The organism is Sulfurospirillum arsenophilum NBRC 109478 (assembly GCF_000813345.1).
In the GTDB taxonomy this organism is placed as follows: domain Bacteria; phylum Campylobacterota; class Campylobacteria; order Campylobacterales; family Sulfurospirillaceae; genus Sulfurospirillum; species Sulfurospirillum arsenophilum.
Genome location: NZ_BBQF01000001.1, coordinates 592758 through 613779, shown reverse-complemented (window position 1 = coordinate 613779; position 21022 = coordinate 592758). Strand labels below are relative to the sequence as shown.

General features: G+C 39.4%; 18 protein-coding genes. 7 read left to right on the top strand and 11 right to left on the bottom strand.

Annotated elements, in window-relative coordinates; translation table 11 throughout:
- Window positions 1–34 precede the first annotated feature (34 nt).
- A complete protein-coding gene (locus SAR02S_RS03125; protein ID WP_041956782.1) occupies window positions 35–655 on the top strand; it encodes an OmpW family outer membrane protein in 621 nt (206 codons plus the stop codon).
- A gap of 46 nt (window positions 656–701) precedes the next feature.
- Here the strand turns inward: SAR02S_RS03125 and SAR02S_RS03120 are convergent, their stop codons facing one another.
- From SAR02S_RS03120 to SAR02S_RS03095, 7 genes are all read right to left on the bottom strand, one after another.
- On the bottom strand, window positions 702–1244 hold the full coding sequence (locus SAR02S_RS03120; protein ID WP_041956780.1) for a manganese efflux pump MntP: 543 nt from the start codon (window positions 1242–1244) through the stop codon (window positions 702–704).
- On the bottom strand, window positions 1241–3898 hold the full coding sequence (gene polA, locus SAR02S_RS03115) for a DNA polymerase I (protein ID WP_041956778.1): 2658 nt from the start codon (window positions 3896–3898) through the stop codon (window positions 1241–1243). Before polA ends, SAR02S_RS03120 begins: the two co-directional genes overlap by 4 nt.
- A gap of 10 nt (window positions 3899–3908) precedes the next feature.
- Entirely contained in the window at window positions 3909–4073 is a 165-nt protein-coding gene (locus SAR02S_RS13400; protein WP_156961429.1) for a hypothetical protein, read from the bottom strand.
- 88 nt (window positions 4074–4161) lie between these two features.
- Window positions 4162–5481, bottom strand: a complete 1320-nt coding sequence (locus SAR02S_RS03110) for a cation:dicarboxylate symporter family transporter (RefSeq protein WP_041957279.1) — start codon at window positions 5479–5481, stop codon at window positions 4162–4164.
- 237 nt (window positions 5482–5718) lie between these two features.
- Entirely contained in the window at window positions 5719–7005 is a 1287-nt protein-coding gene (locus SAR02S_RS03105; protein WP_041957278.1) for a cation:dicarboxylate symporter family transporter, read from the bottom strand.
- A 169-nt stretch (window positions 7006–7174) separates the two neighbouring features.
- Window positions 7175–9991, bottom strand: a complete 2817-nt coding sequence (gene uvrA, locus SAR02S_RS03100) for an excinuclease ABC subunit UvrA (RefSeq protein ID WP_041956776.1) — start codon at window positions 9989–9991, stop codon at window positions 7175–7177.
- A gap of 211 nt (window positions 9992–10202) precedes the next feature.
- Complete coding sequence (locus SAR02S_RS03095; protein ID WP_041956774.1) at window positions 10203–11537, bottom strand: amino acid permease; 1335 nt, start codon at window positions 11535–11537, stop codon at window positions 10203–10205.
- Window positions 11538–11738: 201 nt separating this feature from the next.
- Between SAR02S_RS03095 and SAR02S_RS03090 the strand changes: the two genes are divergently transcribed.
- Both SAR02S_RS03090 and thiC read left to right on the top strand, forming a co-directional pair.
- Entirely contained in the window at window positions 11739–12155 is a 417-nt protein-coding gene (locus tag SAR02S_RS03090) for a chemotaxis protein CheX (protein ID WP_041956772.1), read from the top strand.
- Window positions 12156–12392: 237 nt separating this feature from the next.
- Window positions 12393–14261 (top strand): phosphomethylpyrimidine synthase ThiC, encoded by a 1869-nt coding sequence (thiC, locus tag SAR02S_RS03085; protein WP_041956770.1) that lies wholly within the window; start codon window positions 12393–12395, stop codon window positions 14259–14261.
- 42 nt (window positions 14262–14303) lie between these two features.
- Here thiC and SAR02S_RS03080 read toward each other — a convergent pair whose 3' ends face one another.
- Together SAR02S_RS03080 and SAR02S_RS03075 are read right to left on the bottom strand one after the other, a co-directional pair.
- Window positions 14304–14699, bottom strand: coding sequence for a cupin domain-containing protein (locus SAR02S_RS03080; RefSeq protein WP_041956768.1), 396 nt, complete (start codon window positions 14697–14699; stop codon window positions 14304–14306).
- 124 nt (window positions 14700–14823) lie between these two features.
- Window positions 14824–15258 carry a MarR family winged helix-turn-helix transcriptional regulator gene (locus SAR02S_RS03075; protein WP_041956766.1) on the bottom strand — a complete coding sequence of 145 codons (435 nt, stop codon included), beginning with the start codon at window positions 15256–15258 and terminating at the stop codon, window positions 14824–14826.
- 154 nt (window positions 15259–15412) lie between these two features.
- Between SAR02S_RS03075 and SAR02S_RS03070 the strand changes: the two genes are divergently transcribed.
- Window positions 15413–16354, top strand: coding sequence for a zinc-dependent alcohol dehydrogenase (locus SAR02S_RS03070; protein WP_041956764.1), 942 nt, complete (start codon window positions 15413–15415; stop codon window positions 16352–16354).
- Window positions 16355–16382: 28 nt separating this feature from the next.
- On the opposite strand, the gene SAR02S_RS03065 is transcribed toward SAR02S_RS03070, so the two are convergent.
- The gene (locus SAR02S_RS03065) at window positions 16383–17279 is read right to left on the bottom strand and encodes an EamA family transporter (protein ID WP_041956762.1); all 897 of its coding nucleotides are present in this window, start codon (window positions 17277–17279) and stop codon (window positions 16383–16385) included.
- A 151-nt stretch (window positions 17280–17430) separates the two neighbouring features.
- Here SAR02S_RS03065 and SAR02S_RS03060 point away from each other — a divergent pair, with 151 nt between their 5' ends.
- Together SAR02S_RS03060 and SAR02S_RS03055 are read left to right on the top strand one after the other, a co-directional pair.
- Complete coding sequence (locus SAR02S_RS03060) at window positions 17431–18312, top strand: AraC family transcriptional regulator (RefSeq protein WP_041956759.1); 882 nt, start codon at window positions 17431–17433, stop codon at window positions 18310–18312.
- Window positions 18313–18631: 319 nt separating this feature from the next.
- Window positions 18632–19321, top strand: coding sequence for a hypothetical protein (locus tag SAR02S_RS03055; protein ID WP_041956757.1), 690 nt, complete (start codon window positions 18632–18634; stop codon window positions 19319–19321).
- 53 nt (window positions 19322–19374) lie between these two features.
- Here the strand turns inward: SAR02S_RS03055 and SAR02S_RS03050 are convergent, their stop codons facing one another.
- Window positions 19375–19857, bottom strand: coding sequence for a HugZ family pyridoxamine 5'-phosphate oxidase (locus tag SAR02S_RS03050; RefSeq protein ID WP_041956755.1), 483 nt, complete (start codon window positions 19855–19857; stop codon window positions 19375–19377).
- A gap of 219 nt (window positions 19858–20076) precedes the next feature.
- Between SAR02S_RS03050 and SAR02S_RS03045 the strand changes: the two genes are divergently transcribed.
- The gene (locus SAR02S_RS03045) at window positions 20077–21003 is read left to right on the top strand and encodes an AEC family transporter (RefSeq protein WP_052433507.1); all 927 of its coding nucleotides are present in this window, start codon (window positions 20077–20079) and stop codon (window positions 21001–21003) included.
- Window positions 21004–21022: the final 19 nt, after the last annotated feature.

Here is a 21022-nt window from a genome sequence, read left to right as displayed (position 1 = left end):
ATTGCAGGTCACTTTAAATACAAGAAGGAAAATTATGAAAAAAAGTTTGATCGTTGCATCACTACTGTGTGCAAGTTTATCAGGGCTTATTGCAGCCGAAGCGGGTAACGAATGGTTTGTAGGTGGAGAGTTTGGTGGTATGAGTATGCATCTTAAAACATCTGGATACTCTGATATGCCAAGTAAAGGAATTAGTGATGAAGGTGTTTATAAAGATACTATTGATAGTACTTATGAAGGTATCAAAGTAGGTAAATATTTTGACTTTGGTAGAATTTACGGAAATGTATCGTATCAAAACAAAAAAGAAGACGTATCATCCTATACATTCGGTTTAGGATATGACTACTTATTTAAAAATAAATCTGGATTGACACCTTTTATCGGTGTCAATGCTTCTTATAGCATAGCAAAATATGATACTGATGTTGCGAAAGACCTCCAACTTGATAAACCAAAAGGCTTTAATTATGGTCCAGAAGCTGGTTTTCTTTACTCAGTTACAAAAAATACAGAGTTAGAGATCGGTGTTCGTTATATGATCAGTGATGTTAAGGATACATTCTCAATCGATAATGGCACAGATAGAGCCGATGTCAAACTTGAAGCTGAAAAAATTATTCAGTACTATGTTGGCGTAAACTACAAATTCTAAATCGATACACGTTTGTCTTTAGCGATTGACTAAAGACAAACTTCTCCTAAAAAAATAAAATCCTAAAACCTATCACTACCAAAACCACGCCGCCAAAAATCTCAGCTTTACTCTCCAACCACGTTCCTGTCAATTTTCCAACATAAACACCGATAAAACTGATGACAAATGTTGTCAAACCGATGATACCACAGGCGAGAAAAGGATTAAGGGGCAAAAGCATCAAGCTAAAACCCGCGGCCATAGCATCAATACTCGTGGCAATGGCAAGGGTAAGCATAATCTTATTGGTAATCTTCGCAATCTCCTCTTCAACGCCCTCATTGACCCCTTCATAGATCATCTTGGCACCAATAAGAAGCAGAAGCCCAAAAGCAATATACGACGCATAACTGCTGACGAACCCCAAAACACCTTTTCCACCCAAGTAGCCAATAAGTGGCATTATGGCTTGAAAAATACCAAAAAAGAGCCCAGATTTAAGGGCAAGGGCTTTAGTGGTATGCCCATTTTGTTTAGCGCCAAGTCCAATAGAAACCGCAAAGGCATCCATACTCAGTGCAAACGCCAATAGCAATACCTCTATCATTTTAATTCTCCCCAATTATTGCCTATCGCAATCGATACTTTAAGTGGCACTTTAAGTGCATAAATCTCTTCCATTACTTTTTGTGCTTGCACAGCAAAGGTTTCTGCCCGCTCCTCTTTCACTTCAAAGATAAGTTCATCGTGAATTTGAAGTAAGAGTTTTGCTTCATCGTCCACAAGCGTTGCCATAATTTTATTCATCGAAAGTTTGATAAGATCGGCAGCACTGCCTTGAAAAACGGTATTGACCGCTTCACGAAGATAACCAGCGTATTGCATACCATTGGCATGTTCAAAGTCAAAAAAACGCTTTCTACCCAGTAACGTTTGAACAAAGCCCTCTTTTTTAGCATTCTCTGCTACTGAGGTGAGAAAATTTTTAATGGTTGGAAACGTTGCAAAATAGCTCTCTATATAACTCTTTGCCTCTTTGGTTGTGATGCCAATCGTTTCTGACAAACGTTTGGGTCCCATACCATAAAGAAGACCAAAGTTAATGCTTTTAGCCACACCACGTTTGGCTGCCGCTTCCTCTTCGCCAAAAAGCTTCAGCGCTGTCTCTTTATGGATATCTTTGCCAGCTTGAAACGCATGTACCATCGCTTCATCACCACTAAAATGTGCCAAAAGTCTTAGCTCAATTTGTGAGTAGTCGATGCCGATGAGTTTATACCCCTCTTTTGCAACAAATCCACCACGCACTTCGCGTCCCAACTCTGTTTTTACAGGAATATTTTGAAGATTTGGATCTTTTGAGCTCAGTCTTCCTGTTGAAGTTCCCGTTTGCATAAACGACGTATGAACGCGTCCCAAAGGAGACTCTTTTGAGAGTTTAAGCAATGGCTCAATGTAGGTTGAACGAAGCTTGTACAGTTCTCTGTACTCCAAAAGTTTGGCAATGCTTGGGTGCTTATCTAAGAGTTCATTCAAAACATTTTCATCGGTACTGTAACCCGTTTTCGTCTTTTTAACCGTAGGCAGTCCTAGTTGTTCAAAAAGCACATTGCCTAGTTGTTGTGTTGAGTTGAGATTAAAGGTCGCATCACACAGCGTAAATATCTCTGCTTTCAGCGCTTCAATAGCAAGATCGGTACGCTTTAAAAGTGTTTCAAAATAAGCACCATCAATTTGAATGCCCTCTTTTTCCATTTTCATGAGTGTTCGAATGAAAGGAAACTCCACCTCTTTTGCAAGATCGAGCAAGTGAGGATCGAGCATCTCATGCAGTTTATAGTAGAGCCTGAGCGTCATCCATGCATCTTCACTTGCATATTCACATGCTTTTTCCAATGGCACCGTACTGAAGTTTTCACCTTTTTGCACTACGTCTTTAAACTTCACCATTGAGTGATTAAAAAAGCGCAAAGCAAGTGTGTCAAGACCAACATTGTTTTCAGGATTAAGAAGCCATGCAAGGAGCATCGTGTCGGCATAAATATTTACGTCTTTTATGTCAAAATTATTTTCAATCACAGCAAGATCATATTTAAGATTTTGCCCTACAATTTTATGTTTAAAAAGTTCAATAAGCGCACGCTTTGCGTCCACAAGGCTGATTTGATCACCCACACCCAAATAATGATGAGCGATTGGTACATAGTACGCTTCCTCTGCGTTTATGGCAAAGGAGAAACCTACGATCTTGGCATTATACGCATCCAAAGCGTTAGTCTCAGTATCAAACGCGACAATGGCATCTTCTTCAATGCCTTCAATGATGTTAAAAAGCATCTTGGTATCATCCACAAGAATCGCTTTAAAACTGTTGTTTGGCGTCTCTTTTGGTTTTACATGTAAAGCTTCGTTTCGTACACGGGAGAGCATATGGCGTAACTCGTATTTTTCTAATTCATCAGCGATATTGATAAGAGGATTGTCGCAAGGAAAATGAAATGACTCAAAGTTGCCCGCAATATTTAAAGAATCATCCAGCTTGACCAATTGGTGACTGAGAAACGCTTTTTCGCGTCCCTCTTCTAGCATCGTTTGGACACGAGGATTGGACACACGCTCTAAGTTTGCATAGACATTTTCAACAGTGCCAAAATCATCTAAAAGCTTTTTAGCTCCTTTTGGACCGATGCCTTTAACACCAGGAATATTATCGGCGACATCTCCTACAAGGGAGAGATACTCATTAATTTTATTCGGGTAAACGCCAAATTTTTCAAAACACTTTTCGGTATCGATTTCCATCTTTTTCATCGGATCATAAATAACCACTCTACCATCATCAATCAGCTGGTAGAGATCTTTGTCATGCGTAACAATGCGCACTTTAATGTCATGGCTTTTAGCAAAACGCACCGCTGATGCGATGACATCATCCGCTTCAAACCCCTCTTCACTGTAAAACTTAAAGCCCATCTTCTCAATCCACGAAACGGCCACAGGTAATTGGCGTTTAAGATCTTCAGGTGCTTCGGGGCGGTTGGCTTTGTAGTTTGGATCTATCGTATGGCGAAAGTTTTTACCTTTACTATCCAGTGCGAACATCAAATAGTCGGTATCATGCTCATTTTTAATAGCATAGATAAAATTGGCAAAGCCTGTTAAAAGCCCTGTAGGGAAACCTTGGGAATTACGCAGTTGTGGCAAAGCGTAGTAGTTTCTAAAAAAAAAGCCAAACGTATCAATGATGGTAAGTGTTTTCACAAAATCGCCTTTACATGTAAGGATGGGTTATAGTCTTTGAGTTTTTCAACAACGCTGATAAAAGGGTGTTATCCAATTTTTCTTTTACACAAAGATTGAGTGAAAAAATGTACAGAAGAAGACTTTGAGGAAGTGGAAGAAGGGCTCTGATGCGCTCTGCTATCTCTTTTAGCATCTCATCTCTCTTTATCAATTTGATAAAGATTATAGCGCGGATTAGTTAAAAAGCTAATGAGAGGCTTCTCTCATTAGCCTAGATTTTATTAACCTGGAATGGTATCTTCAACGCTCTCTGGATGATCCAATGCGCGTTTGAATTTTTTCATATCAATCTGTTTATCCCACACACCAACGAAAACCGTAGCAACCGCGTTACCACAAAGGTTACCAACCGCTCTCATCTCACTCATAAATTTATCAACACCTAAGAGTACAGCAACCGTAGCAACAGGAATGGCACCACCCATAGCAGACAGAGTTCCTGCAAGAATGATAATACCTGAACCAGTAACGCCAACAGCGCCTTTTGAGGTGACCATCAAAATAAGAATAATGCTCATCTGTTCACTCAGTGTTAAAGGAACATTGAACGCTTGGGAAAGAAAGATAATCGAAAGAGCCAAATAGATATTGGTACAACCAAGATTAAACGAGTAGCCTGTAGGAATAACCAAACCTGTTGTCCCTCTACTTACACCCGCAGATTCCAGTCTTCTCATCAATGGAGCAAGCGCTGCTTCACTTGAAGAGGTTGCAAAGACGATCAATACCTCTTTGGAAATAAAACGCATAAATTTGAAAACATTAATTTTATAAAACCATAAAATAATTCCCAATACCCCAAAAGTAAAGGCAAGTACGGAAACGAGCATTACACCCAATAAATTTGCCATACCAATGAGTGAAGCGATGCCAAATTTACCAATTAAAAATGCCATAGCACTAAAGCTAGCAATCGGACTTGACCACATAATCAAGGTTAAAATTTTAAAGAAAAAGTTTTGAGCTTTCTCTAATGGCTTTAAGATAGCTGACTTATGTTTTCCACCAAATGCAGAAATCAAAATTGCAAGTACAAGTGCCATGACTAAAACTTTAAGAGTATCGCCGTGAATAAAAGGAGAAATAGGATCTGTCGGAATAGCACTTTTAAGAATCGTCCACGCCGAACCTACCTCTTGCTTTACTTGCGTGAAGCTTTCAACACTCGAAGCATCTAAGGATTCAACGGAAAGATTCATCCCCTCGCCGGGACGTAGGATATTGCCAAATAAAACACCTATGGCTAAAGCAAAGGTACTGACAACTTCAAAGTAAATAAACGCTTTTATACCAATGGAACCAACCTCTTTGAGGCTCTCAAGCCCAACAATACCTGTAATGATGGTTAAGAAAATAATCGGACCAACAAGCCATTTAAGGACTTGAATAAACCAATCGATTCCTGGTTTTGCTTTGATCGCATTTTGCGGATCAATCATACCAAATACGACACCTGAAATAATTGCGACAACAACCCAAAAAGCCAAACTTTTAACGGTGTAATGTTTCCAATCTTTCTTACTTCCCTTTTTCTTACTCACTCTGTTCAACGGGGACCCTTTAGATACTTCAAAACCATTCCAAGTGCTATAAATGCGTATTTAATCTCTACGTAAACTTAGATGTATTTGCAAAGTGTTTGATGATATATGTATTTATTATGACATAGCCAAGGGGATTTTAATGAGATTTTTTAAACAAAAAGGGGGATGAAGCATTAAAAAAAGGAGAGCCAATGAGGTAATTGTAACACCTCATTGGCATGATATATAATTCTATTAACCTGGAATCGCGTCTGCAACGCTTTCTGGATGGTCTAATGAATATTTGAATTTTTCCATATCGATCTGTTTATCCCATGCACCAACAACAACTGCCGCAACTGCGTTTCCACATAAGTTACCAACCGCTCTCATTTCGCTCATAAACTTATCAACACCCAAAAGAACAGAAACAGTTGCTACTGGAATTGCTCCACCCATAGCGGAAAGTGTTCCTGCAAGAACGATAAAGCCTGAACCTGTAACACCAACCGCACCTTTTGATGTAATCATCAAAATAAGAATAATGCTTAACTCTTCGCCAAGTGTCAATGGAATATTGAATGCTTGAGAAAGGAAGATGATAGAGAGTGAAAGATAGATATTCGTACAATCAAGGTTAAATGAATACCCTGTAGGGATAACAAGACCTGTTGTACCTCTGCTTACACCTGCTGCTTCTAGACGACGCATCAAAGGAGCCAATGCAGATTCGCTTGAAGAAGTTGCAAATACGATCAATACCTCTTTGTAAATAAAACGCATAAACTTAAAGATGTTGATTTTAAAGATAGCCATGATGATACCAAGTACACCAAAAACAAATGCTATAACAGAGATAAACATAACGCCGAGTAAACTTGCCATATTGACCAATGATGCAATACCAAATTTACCAATCAAAAATGCCATAGCACTAAAGGATGCAATTGGGCTTAACCACATTAAAATTGTTAAGATTTTAAAGAAAAAGTTTTGTGCAATTTCAAGAGGTTTAAGAATAGACGCTTTATGTTTTCCACCAAATGCAGAAATAAGAATTGCCAAAACCAATGCCATTGTTAGTACTTGAAGTGTTTGACCATTGATAAATGGTGAAATTGGATCACTTGGAATGGCACCTTTTAAGATAGACCAGATAGAACCTACATCACCTGTATTGGTTGTAAATTTAGCCACACTTTTTGCGTCCAATGACTCAACAGAGAGGTTCATACCCTTTCCAGCACCCAAAAGGTTACCGAAAAGTACACCAATTGCTAAGGCAAAGGTACTAACAATCTCAAAATAAATAAACGCTTTAAGACCGATAGAACCTACTTCTTTTAAACTCTCAAGACCAACGATACCTGAGATAATCGTTAAAAAGATAATCGGGCCTACTAGCCATTTTAATATTTGAATAAACCAGTCAATACCTGGTTTTGCTTGTATAGCTAATTTTGGATCAACCATACCAAGAGCAATACCTGCGACAATGCCAACAATAACCCAAAAAGCTAAACTCTTAATCGTATAGCTCATCCAGTTTTTCTTTTTTACAACATTCGCTGCTTGTTCCAAGAAACATCCTTTTCATTTTTAGATGAGTCGATTATAGTTAAAAATTATGTCTATATTATGTAGGTTTACATGTAAAAGGGTCCGTGACATTTATTCGTATCGAAAACGTTACAAAAGGAAACACCTCGTGTTACTTCTTTTCCGATTCCAATTCTTCTGCTAAAAATTTTCCTGTAAAACTACCTGATTTTTCAGCGTCGCGAGCAACCTCAAATGGCGTTCCCATCGCGATTATGCGACCACCATAGCTTCCACCCTCAGGTCCCATATCGATCATATAGTCTGCATTCTTTATCACGTCCATGTTGTGCTCAATGACCAAAACACTGTTACCCATATCTGTGAGATGGTGTAACACTTTTACCAGTCTGTCCACATCAGCGAAGTGTAAACCTGTGGTTGGCTCATCTAAAACATAGAGTGTATTGCCTGTATCTTTTTTGCTGAGCTCTTTGGCAAGTTTAATACGTTGAGCTTCACCACCACTCAGTGTCACTGCATTTTGACCCAAGGTTATGTAGCCTAAACCGACATCTGACAATGTTTGCACTTTTTGATGAATTTTAGGAATAGCTTTGAAAAACTCAAAAGCCTCATCGACACTCATGCTGAGTACATCGGAGATGGATTTGCCTTTGTATTTGATCTCCAAAGTTTGCGCATTGTAGCGATGCCCCTTACAGCTATCGCATTTGACCATAATGTCTGGCAAGAAATGCATCTCAATCTTAATTTCGCCATCACCTTGGCACTTCTCACAACGTCCACCTTTAACGTTAAACGAGAAACGGCCTACACTGTAACCTCTTATCTGAGCCTCTTTGGTTTTAGCAAACAGCGCTCTGATCTCATCCATGACTCCTGTGTATGTAGCCGGATTTGAACGTGGCGTTCTACCAATCGGACTTTGATCCAGATAGATCACTTTATCCAGTTGATCGAGTCCTATGCACTCAACGCCCGCAACTTTGTTCACTTTTTTTGCACGGTTAAGATACTCTTTCGCCACAGGAAGCAACGTCTGAAGGATGAGTGAACTTTTACCACTGCCACTCACACCTGTAATCGCCACTAAATTTCCCAGAGGAATTTTCACATCAAGATTTTGGATATTGTTGATGGTCACATTGTTCAGTTCTATCCAGCGGTCTTGTTTTCTATTTTCACGATAATTAATAATTTTACTGCCATTGAGGTATTGCGCCGTCAAGGTATTGCTTTTTAAAAGCTCTTCATTGGTACCTTTGAAAACAACTTCCCCACCAAATTTTCCAGCCCCAGGTCCAATGTCCACAATAAAATCTGCTGTTTTAATGGTCTCTTTGTCATGCTCTACCACAATAACCGAGTTGCCTTTTTTCTGTAAACTGCGAAGGGTGCGAATGAGTTTGAGTGTGTCACGTTCATGCAAACCGATGCTTGGCTCATCAAGGACGTACATAACTCCCGTTAAACCACTACCAATCTGCGAAGCGATACGAATACGCTGCGCCTCACCACCGCTGATGGTTCTTGCATCACGCCCAAGACTGATGTAACCCAGTCCTACATCAAATAAGAAGAAGAGACGCTCTTTAATCTCTTTTAAAATAGGCTCAGAGATCATCTTGTGTTGTGATTTCATGGACGCAAAATTTTTCTCGTCTTGGAAAAAAGCCAAACACTGATCTATCGGAAGTTCAAGTATGTCCGCGATGTTTTTCTTTGCCAAACGTACAGTCAAACTCTCTTGTTTCAGACGGTACCCACCACACGTGTCGCACGTCTTCTCGCTCATATAATCGCCTAATTCTTTCTCATCTTTGAGCATATCGTAAGCGATTTTGATGACACCTTCCCATTTTCGGGTCAGTTTATGTTTTTTCCAAAAGAAAGTCGCCTCTTCCACGCCACCGTGCAGAATAGATTTTTGTTGATACTCTTCGAGTTCTTCATACGGTATTTTGGTATTAATGCCCGCAGCTTCACAAAAAGCCTGTAAGAATTTAGCATAAAAGCTTTTGTTAAACCCGTAAAATATTTTAATGGCACCCTCTTCGATGCTCACGTGTTCATTGATGATTTTCTTAAGATCAAGCGTATAGCGAATGCCCAAACCATCGCACGTTGAACATGCACCTTTGGGAGAGTTAAACGAAAATGAGAGTGGCTCAAGCGGTTCAAAACTGATCTTACAATCAAAACAGGCTAAATGCTCGCTGTAGTGAATATGAGAAGTTGGAAGCCCTACTTCGTCAGCATTGGAGATGTCAAGCTCGACTTCGCCATAACTCTCTAAAAGTGCTTTTTCGATGTCCGTAGCGATGCGTTCTTTGTTCTCTTCACGAACAACAACACGATCGATGATGACTTTAATGGTATGTTTTTTGGTTTTAGAAAGCTCTATCTCTTCATCCAAACGTACCATAACGCCATCCACTAAAGCACGCACATAGCCTTTATGACGAAGCGATTCGATCATGTCGGCAAAACTACCCTTTTTCTCACGCACCAGTGGTGCTAAGATAGAAAGCTTCGTTTCAGGAGGCAATTTCAAAACCTGCTCGATGATGTCAGCAACCGACATCTGTGAGATCTCTTTGCCACAAAGATGGCAGTGTTGTTTCCCCACACGCGCGTAAAGCAAACGCAAATAATCATAAATTTCGGTAATCGTTCCCACCGTTGAGCGCGGGTTTTTACTCGTTGTCTTCTGGTCGATAGCAATGGCTGGTGTTAAACCTTCGATTTTATCGACATCAGGTTTTCCCACACGATCTAAAAACTGTCGTGCATACGAAGAGAGCGACTCGATGTAGCGACGTTGTCCTTCCGCATAAAGCGTATCAAACGCCAAGGTACTTTTTCCACTACCACTCAAACCCGTAAAGACCACGAGCTTGTTTTTAGGAATTTCTAGGTTGATATTTTTAAGATTATTTTCTCTAGCACCGTAAATTTTTATCATAGGACACTCATCTCATATATAAAGTATGGTTTGATTTTACTCGAACCCCTCTTAATAAACGATTTAAAGAGATGGTTACTGTAGAAAGGTCGTCTTTACATGTAAAGATTTAAGAGCACCCAAGGTGCTGGGCTTTCTGCCGAAGAAAACCCAGTATTAACGTAATCTTTAGAGCTTTGCCCTAAAGACGTGTAAAGAGTTCTCTAAATAATTATCGAGAAAATTTATAGCCAATGGCTAAGAGTGCGATCCATGCTGGGATGAGATAAACAGAGATGTTAATGCCATCGATGAAAAGCATAATGACCAAAATCATTACAAAGAAAAGAAGGCAGATGATGTTACCAACAGGGAACCAAAATGCTTTAAATTTAGGCTCAACACCCTCTTTGATCTTCGCATAACGAAATTTAAGATGCGCAAAACTGATCATAAACCAGTTAACCACAAGTGCAGAAACAACCAACGCCATCAAAAATTTAAACGCATCTTCGGGCATAAAGTAGTTTAAAACAACACAAAGCCCCGTAATAAGTGCTGAGAAAAGCACCGCATTGACAGGCACACCTTTACTGTTCAAACTCATCAACATCTTAGGTGCATTACCTTGTGATGCTAAACCAAAAAGCATACGTGAATTGGAGTAAACACCGCTATTATAGACCGAAAGTGCCGCTGTAAGCACGATGGCATTGAGCACATGCGCGATAAAATTTTCATTCAAACTGCTAAAAACCATTACAAAAGGTGTGACGTCTTTGGTCATATTCATCCACGGCATCAATGAAAGAAGAACTGCCAGTGCGCCAATGTAAAAAATCAAAATTCGGTAAATAACTTGATTGGTCGCTCTTGGGATCGTATGACTTGGATCGTCCGTCTCCGCTGCTGCAATACCGATAAGTTCAAGTCCACCAAAAGAGAACATGATGAAAACCATCGCCATCAAAAAGCCTTGGATACCGTGTGGAAAAAATCCACCTTCCAACGCCCAAAGGTTACTAAAATGGGCACTCTCGCCGCCATTTCCACTCACAAGCAAATAACTACCAAAAGCAATCATCGCAACAATCGCCGCTACTTTGATGATGGAAAACCAAAACTCAAATTCACCGTAAATGCGAACATTTACTAAATTGACAAGGTTAACTAGGACAAAGAAAAATGCCGCCGATGCCCATGTTGGGACATTTGGAAGCCAAAAATGCACAAATGTGCCAATGGCGGTCAGTTCTGCCATACCGACTAAAACATACAAAATCCAATAGTTCCAGCCTGAGGCAAAGCCCGCAAACGGGTGCCAGTATTTGTTCGCAAAATGGCTAAATGAACCTGCTACTGGCTCTTCAACAACCATTTCACCAAGTTGTCGCATAATCATAAATGCAATAAATCCACCCAACGCATACCCTAAAAGTACTGCTGGACCTGTAAGCTGTACGGTTGTAGAAACCCCTAAAAATAGGCCTGTTCCAATAGCCCCGCCCAATGCAATAAGTTGGACGTGTCTATTTTTAAGACCTCGTGAAAGCCCTTTTGCGTGCATAAAATTCCCTTACTCTACTAAAAATAAAGCGTCATTGTAGCGTTTTTCAAAAAAATTATTGCCAAGGAGTGATGAAAAAATGTTACATGTAAAGAAAATTCCCTTTAAAAAAATACTTCGCTTCTTTGTTTTTCCTTTAATATACAATTTAAATAGTTTAAAATATAATGTGCTATGTGCGCACATTTAAGGGGAATATGAATGAAACAATCCGTTATTGAAGCCACACACAGTTTTTGTGAAACAATTTTGTGTGAACTTCCTCAAAAAACAGCTACTCTTGGGCAATATTTCTATGGTTCCGCCATCTCACTTCTTGAAAATGACGTGGAACACACATGGTATCTCTTCTTTGAAAAAGCAGTACTCGATGACATTGCATTCAACCTTCTCTTTGAAGAAAACCTCTGTGAAAACGACTTAGATGATCTGCTCAAAGAAATCGCCAATCAAATCATCGGCTCAGCCAAAGTCCTTTTAGAAGAGAAATATCCAGACAACACCTACCATTTAAATGTCCCCGAATTTATGGGCAATGTGTGTGCTCCTTTTCCTATTGATCTACAAGATTCACACCATTATCTCATCAAAAATAGTACCTTTGTCATAGCACGTTAAGCTTTACATGTAAACAAAAGAAACAACCCTTAAACAAATTCTCTGCATTTTATACCCAACTTTTTTTCTTAAGTCGCCTCTTTGCCTAGTTCTGTATAATCAACTTCTTTTAACTGTTTACCATTGTCTGTGGGGGTGCCGATCGTATGGCTGAGATAATACCCCAAGAAGTCCATTAATGTGGCTTCACGAACCTGATCTGGGTAATGCCAGCGTAGGAAATAAGGAGATAAACCCATGAGTAAAGTACTTGACAATCTTGAAAAAATAGATGCATCTTACATTCAAAACTTCCCAAGCTCCAAGAAAATTTACATACAAGGCTCACGTTCTGACATTCAAGTACCAATGCGTGAAATCACGTTAAGCGCTACTTCGCTTCGCGATGGCACCTTTGAGGAAAATCCACCGCTTCATGTGTACGACACTTCAGGCGTTTACACCGATCCCAATGTCAAGATCGACCTCCACAAAGGCTTAGAGCCACTCCGTGCGAAATGGATCGAAGAGCGAAATGACACCGAGCAATTAGAGGATTTTAACTCTGTCTATTTTCACAAGCGCCACGATGATCAAGAGCTAAACGCCCTTCGCTTCCCCAACCTCAAAAAACCACGTCGCGCGATGAAGGGCAAAAATATCACTCAAATGCACTACGCACGTCAAGGTATCGTCACACCAGAGATGGAGTATGTCGCTATTCGTGAAAACTGTAACCTTGAAGAGGCACGCAAAAACAAACTTTTAGGCGCTCAACACAAAGGCGAGCATTTTGGGGCAAACTTACCCGATGTTTACACCGCGGAATTTGTCCGCCAAGAGATCGCAGCGGGTCGTGCCGTCCTTCCACTCAATGTCAATCACCCCGAAGCCGAGCCGATGATCATCGGGCGTAATTTCATGGTCAAGATTAATGCCAATATCGGCAACTCCGCTACCACCTCATCTATCGAAGAAGAGGTCGAAAAGATGCTTTGGTCAACCCGTTGGGGTGGCGACACCGTGATGGATTTATCCACAGGTAAAAACATCCACGAAACCAGAGAGTGGATACTTCGTAACTCTGCTGTGCCTATCGGAACAGTGCCGATTTACCAAGCGCTAGAAAAAGTAAATGGCATCGCCGAAGACCTTACGTGGGAAGTGTTCCGTGACACGCTCATCGAGCAAGCCGAACAAGGGGTGGACTACTTCACGATTCATGCAGGCGTACGCCTCGCTTACGTGCCTATGACGGCAAAACGACTGACTGGCATCGTTTCTCGTGGTGGAAGTATCATGGCGAAATGGTGTCTACACCATCATAAAGAGAGTTTTTTATACACCCATTTTGAAGAGATCTGTGACATCATGAAAGCTTACGATGTTGCCTTTTCTTTGGGCGATGGCTTGCGCCCAGGCTCACTCTACGATGCCAACGATGAAGCGCAATTTGCCGAGCTTGAAACCTTGGGAGAACTCACCAAAATCGCGTGGAAACACGATGTGCAAGTGATGATCGAAGGGCCCGGACATGTGCCGATGCAGATGATTAAAGAGAATATGACCAAAGAGTTAGAAGACTGCTTTGAAGCGCCTTTCTATACACTTGGACCCCTCGTTACCGACATCGCTCCAGGGTACGACCATATCACCTCAGCCATCGGCGCAGCACAAATCGGCTGGTACGGCACAGCAATGCTCTGCTACGTTACACCAAAAGAACACTTGGGTCTTCCAAATAGAGAAGATGTCAAAGAAGGCATCATCGCCTATAAAATCGCCGCCCACGCCGCCGACCTCGCCAAAGGTTTTCCGGGAGCGCAAATCCGTGACAACGCCATGAGCAAAGCGCGTTTTGAATTTCGCTGGTACGACCAATTTAACATCGGCTTCGACCCAGATCGAGCCCGTGAATACCACGACAAAACCTTGCCAGTAGAGAGTGCCAAAGTCGCTCACTTCTGTTCTATGTGCGGCCCAAAATTTTGCTCGATGAAAATCTCGCAAGATGTCCGTGACTACGCCGCTAAAATCGGTGCTGAAGATGTGAGCGTTGCGTTAGAAAAAGGCATGGAAGAGCAAGCCGAACACTTTAAAGAGAGTGGTGGACAGATTTACATGTAAAACAATTTGCCCTTGTTCTCGCAAGGGCAAAATGATCTATAATTATAACCAAGATGGTTTAGCTTCAGAAGGAACACCATCCGTTTGGGTAAACCCTTCAAGACTGTTTGTTTTTCCTTGAACACAGATAAAGCGAAGAGAAGATGCATTGTCCGCTTTGATACAGCGTTCTCCTTTAGGATCAATGCGAAATGCATCACCCTCTTTAATTTCAAACTCATCGCCATCAATATATAACCAGCCTTTACCACTTAAAACAACATAGACCTCTTCGTTATTTTTGTGTGTATGGACGAAGGGAACACTCACACCTGCGGGTAATTCATTGATAGAAACTTCAGAGCCAGTAAGCTCTAATGCATCGTGAAGTACAACACGACCAAGGGATTGGATATTGCCACATGATATAGCTTTATAATTTTGTCCTGATTTATTCATAGTATTTTCCTTTTTATTTTTTTTTATTTTTGTTGGTAATTCAAAACAAGTATGTGACGATTGCAAAGACCTCCTGATATATGTAATTTTAAATAATTCGATATCTAACTATATAAACAAATATTTATTCTTGCTTCTCAAAATTAACAATAGCTTTTTCAAGCAATTTTTCTAATAATAATGCCTCTTCCTCTTGAACTCCCCTATAGGCAAGCTCATTTAAATCCCTCGAAATCATTTCAAACATAGGCTTAAGTTCGAACCCTTTTTCAGTCAATGAAACACGGGTAAACCTTGCATCTGCATCCGATTTGATGCGTTGAACGTAGCCACTTTTTTCAAGCTTTTCGACTAAAACGGTTACTGTGGGTTTTGTTCTATGAATCTTTTTTGCTATTTCACTCATTTCATAAGCATTACCATCAAACAAAAGGTTGAATATGTCGCCATGGCTTGGTGCAATATCAGAAAGCTTACATTTTCTGAGTTCAGCAATGATAAATTTATTTGCTTTCTCAGCTAGCCTACTTGAAAGTGCTATTAGTCTTTGATTTTTCATAAGTGACATTATAGTTAGATATCTAATTAATGTCAAGGGTTGTTAACATCAATAAAGGAACTGAAGCAAGGGAAAAGGGGTCAGCGCTAAATTTTTAACTTTCTTATTCCTACGTTATAATACATGTAAAGACAAAATATTATAAGGTTGTATTTTGAAAGCTCTTATACTTGAAGATAAAAGAAAATTGGTTTTAAGGGACAGAGACACTCCATCATTTTCTGATGCTGAAGTCTTAATAGACATTGAAGTAGCAGGCATTGGAGGAAGCGAATATCTTGGGTTTAATAATCCTGGTATTCGCCCTTTGCCACATATCATGGGACATGGCATTACAGGGCGTACTCCTGAAGGAAAGCGTGTTGCTATTTATCCACTTCAAGGATGTGGAAAATGTATCTACTGTAGAGACAATCATGTTCAATTATGCGATAAATGGACGCTTATTGGTGTTCATTGTGATGGCGGATTTGCCCAAAAAGTGGCTATTCCACGTGAATTATTATGTGAACTACCAAACGAGCTTACATGGGAGCAGTCAGCATTTATTGAGCCTTTCGCCAATTCGATTAACGCATGGGAAATCTCTCAAGCATCACGAGAAAATTCAATAGCCATCATTGGTGCAGGTAGTTTAGGTTTAGGACTTGTTGCATGTGCTTATGCTGAACAATGTCAGGTCATTGAAGTGAGTGATTTATCAGCGTCTAGGCTTGATGCTGCAAAGCATTTGGGAGCCACAAAAAGTGCTCAACACCTCAATGGTCAGTTTGATATAGTTTTTGATACCGTTGGCACACAAGAAACAAGAGCTTTAGCAATCCAGTTAAGCAAAAAAGGTGGAAAAGCTGTCTTCTTAGGCTTTGCCACACCGATGTTTGAAGTAAATTTTGCAGAACTCATTCGACACCAAAAACAATTCCTTGGCTCATTTGTTTACTCAAAAGAGCAATTTAAAAAAGCAATACACCTTGCAAAAAACGGTAAATCAGAATGGGTCACCAATCTCTCCTTTATGGAAGTAGAAGCACAACTAGGGAAATACCTTAACAATGATTTTACCACTGTCAAAGCAGTACTAAGACCGAATCGATAAAAGCTTTTTCTTTACATGTAAAGAGATATCACCCGATGTCTCTTTCTTTTCCAAACACTCTTTTGAACTGAAAATTACCACCAAATGTATTGATAACAAGTCCTGAGACAATTAACATACAGGCCATGATCTTTAAGCTTCCTATAGGCTCATTAAACACAAAGTAAGAGCCAAGTAAACCAAATATAGGCACCAAAAGCGATAGCGGTGCTACGCTTGATGCTGGGTATTTGTGCAGGAGTGAATTCCAAACCCAGTATCCCATGAGTGTTGTAGGATAAACTTGAAAGAGAATGGAAAAGATGGCTCTGCCATCGAGATTTTCAAAAAAGTTTACAAACACAACATCACCTTGTGTGAGGTATGCCAACAAAAACAGAGGTATTGGCGAAAAGATGCTGGAATAAATTAAAAATGCAAAGACCTCTTTAGTTCCTGCTTTTTTGACAATGATATTGGCAACACTCCAAGAGAGCGCACCCACAAGGACCAAAGAAAGTCCTAAGTAAGTAACGCTACCATCGGTAATGCTGATGATAAAAGCAATCCCCGCAAGCGCAGTTACAAAGCCAAGTTTTTTATGGAGTTTGATTTTTTCATGCAAAACAATAGCACCTAAGATGACTGTAAAAAAGGCACTTAACTGCAATACCAAAGAAGCAACGCCAGCTGATATACCAAAGTAAATTCCCAACGAGACCATCCCCCACAGTCCAACGCCAAAGATGAGCCCATAACTTACGATATAGACCATTGATACATTGGGCTTTTTGATAAAAAATATCAATGGTATGGCACAGAGTAAAAAGCGAAGCCCTGAGAGCATAAAGGGATTTAAGGAGATGAGCCCTAACTTGATAATGGAAAAATTAATCCCCCAAACGAACGTAATGAAAACAGCCAGCAAGAAGTCTTTTTTTGGCATGAAATTCTCCTAATAATTTAGAATTGGTGACATCATAACTGTAAATCAAAATTAATTCTTCACTATTGTTGCTCTAAAAGTTATCTATTTGTGCTCGTAAAATTGCCATACTATGCTAAAATTCTTACATGTAACGGATAAGGATGCGCGAATGCGACGAAAAGAGACCAATTTAACGCACAGTAAATTAGCCAATGATCTTCTCAATTACATCAATAACCATATTGAAACGCAGATCAATATTGACGAGTTGGCAACTGAGTTTGGGTTGAGCAAATTTCACTTTCACCGCATTTTCAAAGAGCAGACGGGTAGCAACATCTACGAGACCATTCGCTCTATTAGGTTGCAAAAAGCGTCTAATCTACTCATCACCAATAAATACTCAACCATCACGCAAATCGCTAATATGTGCGGATACAGCTCTCAAACTTCATTTATTCGGGTGTTTAAAGAGCGCTTTCATCAAACGCCAAAACTGTGGCGCAATGGCGGATATAAAGCATACTCCAATGCCATTTTAAGTGGCACGTGCAATGCCTTGCTCACCCATACTGACTTTTCACATTTGGAAGCCAAAATAGTCAGAACCAAACCCAAAAGTGTTTACTATATCAGGCAAAAAGGCTACAACCATAATGCGGTGCAGATATGGCAAAAGATGATGGCTTGGGTCTATACCAATGAGATAGAGCAGTACGAGCAGATCGCCATTTACCATGACAACCCCATCATTACGCCACTTCATGAGTGTTCTTACGTAGCGTGCATTGCACCCTTTGATGGCAAAGAATTGAAACATACCAGCTTACCTCTATTTGAAATGTACGATGGACTTTGTGCAACGTTTGAGGTAGAGGGACAATACAACGATATGCTCAAACTCATCCAATGGGTTTACCACGAGTGGCTTCCAGAGAGCGGATTTGAAGCGATCACGATTCCCTCGTATACGATCTTTGAAAAGAACCATTTCTTAAGTGAAGATGGACTTTTTAAGTGTACGTACTATCTGCCTGTGCGGTATGTTTAGTCTTTACATGTAAAGAGTTTTATCTTCAAAAATAGCCTTTATTTTTTAGATTGGTAAGCAAAAAGTTAAAAGGCAAGCCCTAACCCCTTTTTAAAATCGGTGCGGAAGATGTTGCGGTTGCGTTAGAAAAAGGGTTGGAAGAATAAGCAGAACACTTTAAAGAGAGTGGTGGACAGATTTACATGTAAAAAATTTCGTCTTTGCTTTTCAGCAAGGACAAAAAACATAACTTATTTTTCATTCAAAAAATTAAATATTTAAAAGCACTTTTTTGTTAATATTATTTTTAGCTATAAATAATTACAAAAGGGCTTGTACCATGAATGAAGCATTTGTTAGACAAAGAAGAAATTTATTAATCTCAAGCATAATTGTTTTTTTAATTAGTTTCGCAGGAATTGAATTAGATAAAATAACACTCTTAGGATCAGAATTTAAAATATCTGACCCTATTATGATATATATTTTTCTTTGGCTAATGCAAATATACTTTTTTGTACGATATATTCCATTTTATGTTGAATTAGATGAAAACCATAAAGACTATGGGTTTTATAAATACCCTTGGGGAGGATTTTACGAAGTATATTTTGAAAAAAATGTGTCAATTAAATCAGTAATAATAACTATATGGTTAACTCTTGTTTTTTTATTTCAAAATATAATCGGTATATTTGGATTTTTATTCCATACTATTTTTTATAAAAATTTTACTGAAAATATTTTTCCCATACTCTTTTCAATTTTTGTCTTTACAAGTTCTTTTTATGCACCATTCACTAAAGAAAAGCTTCCTTTAGCTCATGATAAAATTAATCAATTGAATAATGTAATTAAAGAAGAAACGTATGGGAAAATTCTTACATATTGCAACGATGAAATTAATCAATATAAAGAGTCATTAAATTCCTACTATCGATATTTTACAAACAGAGATTTATTTGAAATGGAACAATCAGTTAAAGAGTCTAGCCTCAAATTTTATATCAATTTTGAAAATATCCCATAATAAAAGAAGAAAAGGACTAAATTTTTAACTTTTTCTTTTACATGTAAAACGTTTCACTTCACTCCATGATGCGGATTATCGCCTGTTCGATCTACAAGCTCGTCCATATTTTTCCCACCGATAAAATATGCCTTGCCAAACCCGAAGGTTGCTTCACCGTAATTGACTTTAAACTCGTACAGGTTAAAGTCGGTCATCTTTTTCAACGTTGCAACCATTTTAGCATCAAACTTTTTTGCAAATAAGGCTAGTACCGATTCAAAACGCTCATCCACTCGTGCTATTTTTTGGCTATCGCATTGCAAACTGACACGTTTTCGCGCAAATAAATTTTCCGTTTTACTTTCATCTTCCACGAAAAAGAGGGAAGCTTTGGGGTTAACTTGAATATTTTTGGCGTGTGTTGCAATATCGGAGATGTAAACGTAAAAACGGTTTGCATCGTAAATGTAAGGTGCGTAAGAACTAAAAGGGTGGTTATTTTTATCCAGTGTTCCGATAATGGCGGTTTGAATGTTTGCTATAAAATCTTTCATCATGACTCTTTCTTTTATGTTTTTATACGCATTTGAAGTAAAGCTTCAAACACTACGCTAACGCTATGTTTTCTTCGGCAGAAAGCCACGTGCTTTTAGCGCTTTTGCGTTCATTCTACCATGCTACGACTAAAGGGCAAAAGTGTCCTAAAAATTAAACCGTTTGCTTCAATTTGCGTTACAATACCTTTTAAAAATCTTTACATGTAAAGCTTGACTATGAACATAGCACTCTCAATTCTTGCCATTTATGTCTTCATTTTACTAGGCTACATCGCCAAAAAAATCTTCCAAGAAGAGTTAGCAGAACGCGGTATGGTCATTCTCTCGGTCTATTTTCTGCACCCCATCTTCTCTTTTTGGGGACTTTCCACCAAACCTATGAGTTTAGAACTACTGCAAGTGCCCTTTTACTATGTGCTTTTTTCACTTTTGACTATTGCTGTGGGGTTTATTTTTGCGAGAATGTTTTTTGAAGATCTCAAAGAGCGCTCCATCATGACCATATCTGCGGCAATTAACAACACCGGAAATTTGGGCATACCTCTTGGCATCGCTATCTTTGGGGAAGCGTCCATCATCTATACCAGCATGATAAGTGTTGCCAACACCCTTATGACTTACACACTAGGTGTTTTCTTCTACTCCGCAGGCACGTCGAGCATGAAGCAGGCGTTTTTGAACATTTTTAAACTGCCTGTCATTTGGTTTGCAGCGCTTGCGATGACACTTAATTTTATGGGCATAGTGATTCACCCCATACTTTTTAAGTCGTTGGAAATGGGCGCCTACTGTACCGTCGTGCTTCAACTCATCATCTTTGGCATGTACCTTTACAACATGAAACTGGGTGAACTCAACTTCAAACTGCTTTTACATGTAAACTTTATGAAGTTTTTCATAATGCCCATCATTACGGTGTGGTTGCTCTTTTTTGTGCTTCCATTAGAGCCATTTGTTGCTTCGGTGATTTTCTTAGAGCTTATCGTTCCACTTGCCGTTACCAACGTGAACATCGCCGCACTTTATGACTGCAAGCCCGTGGATGTCGCTAGCCTTATATTCTTTACATCAATTCTTTTTATCCCTTTTTTACTGATAATCAGTTACCTGCTTTCCTATTTTGGCATTGCCCAAATGGGTTAAACTTTTTAAAACAGATTTT

Coding starts and splice junctions, on each gene's coding strand:
- SAR02S_RS03125 (WP_041956782.1), top strand. CDS start 35: ATGAAAAAAAGTTTGATCGTTGCATCACTACTGTGTGCAAGTTTATCA.
- SAR02S_RS03120 (WP_041956780.1), bottom strand. CDS start 1,244: ATGATAGAGGTATTGCTATTGGCGTTTGCACTGAGTATGGATGCCTTT.
- SAR02S_RS13400 (WP_156961429.1), bottom strand. CDS start 4,073: ATGCTAAAAGAGATAGCAGAGCGCATCAGAGCCCTTCTTCCACTTCCT.
- SAR02S_RS03105 (WP_041957278.1), bottom strand. CDS start 7,005: ATGAGCTATACGATTAAGAGTTTAGCTTTTTGGGTTATTGTTGGCATT.
- uvrA (WP_041956776.1), bottom strand. CDS start 9,991: ATGATAAAAATTTACGGTGCTAGAGAAAATAATCTTAAAAATATCAAC.
- SAR02S_RS03095 (WP_041956774.1), bottom strand. CDS start 11,537: ATGCACGCAAAAGGGCTTTCACGAGGTCTTAAAAATAGACACGTCCAA.
- SAR02S_RS03090 (WP_041956772.1), top strand. CDS start 11,739: ATGAAACAATCCGTTATTGAAGCCACACACAGTTTTTGTGAAACAATT.
- thiC (WP_041956770.1), top strand. CDS start 12,393: ATGAGTAAAGTACTTGACAATCTTGAAAAAATAGATGCATCTTACATT.
- SAR02S_RS03080 (WP_041956768.1), bottom strand. CDS start 14,699: ATGAATAAATCAGGACAAAATTATAAAGCTATATCATGTGGCAATATC.
- SAR02S_RS03075 (WP_041956766.1), bottom strand. CDS start 15,258: ATGAAAAATCAAAGACTAATAGCACTTTCAAGTAGGCTAGCTGAGAAA.
- SAR02S_RS03065 (WP_041956762.1), bottom strand. CDS start 17,279: ATGCCAAAAAAAGACTTCTTGCTGGCTGTTTTCATTACGTTCGTTTGG.
- SAR02S_RS03060 (WP_041956759.1), top strand. CDS start 17,431: ATGCGACGAAAAGAGACCAATTTAACGCACAGTAAATTAGCCAATGAT.
- SAR02S_RS03055 (WP_041956757.1), top strand. CDS start 18,632: ATGAATGAAGCATTTGTTAGACAAAGAAGAAATTTATTAATCTCAAGC.
- SAR02S_RS03050 (WP_041956755.1), bottom strand. CDS start 19,857: ATGAAAGATTTTATAGCAAACATTCAAACCGCCATTATCGGAACACTG.
- SAR02S_RS03045 (WP_052433507.1), top strand. CDS start 20,077: ATGAACATAGCACTCTCAATTCTTGCCATTTATGTCTTCATTTTACTA.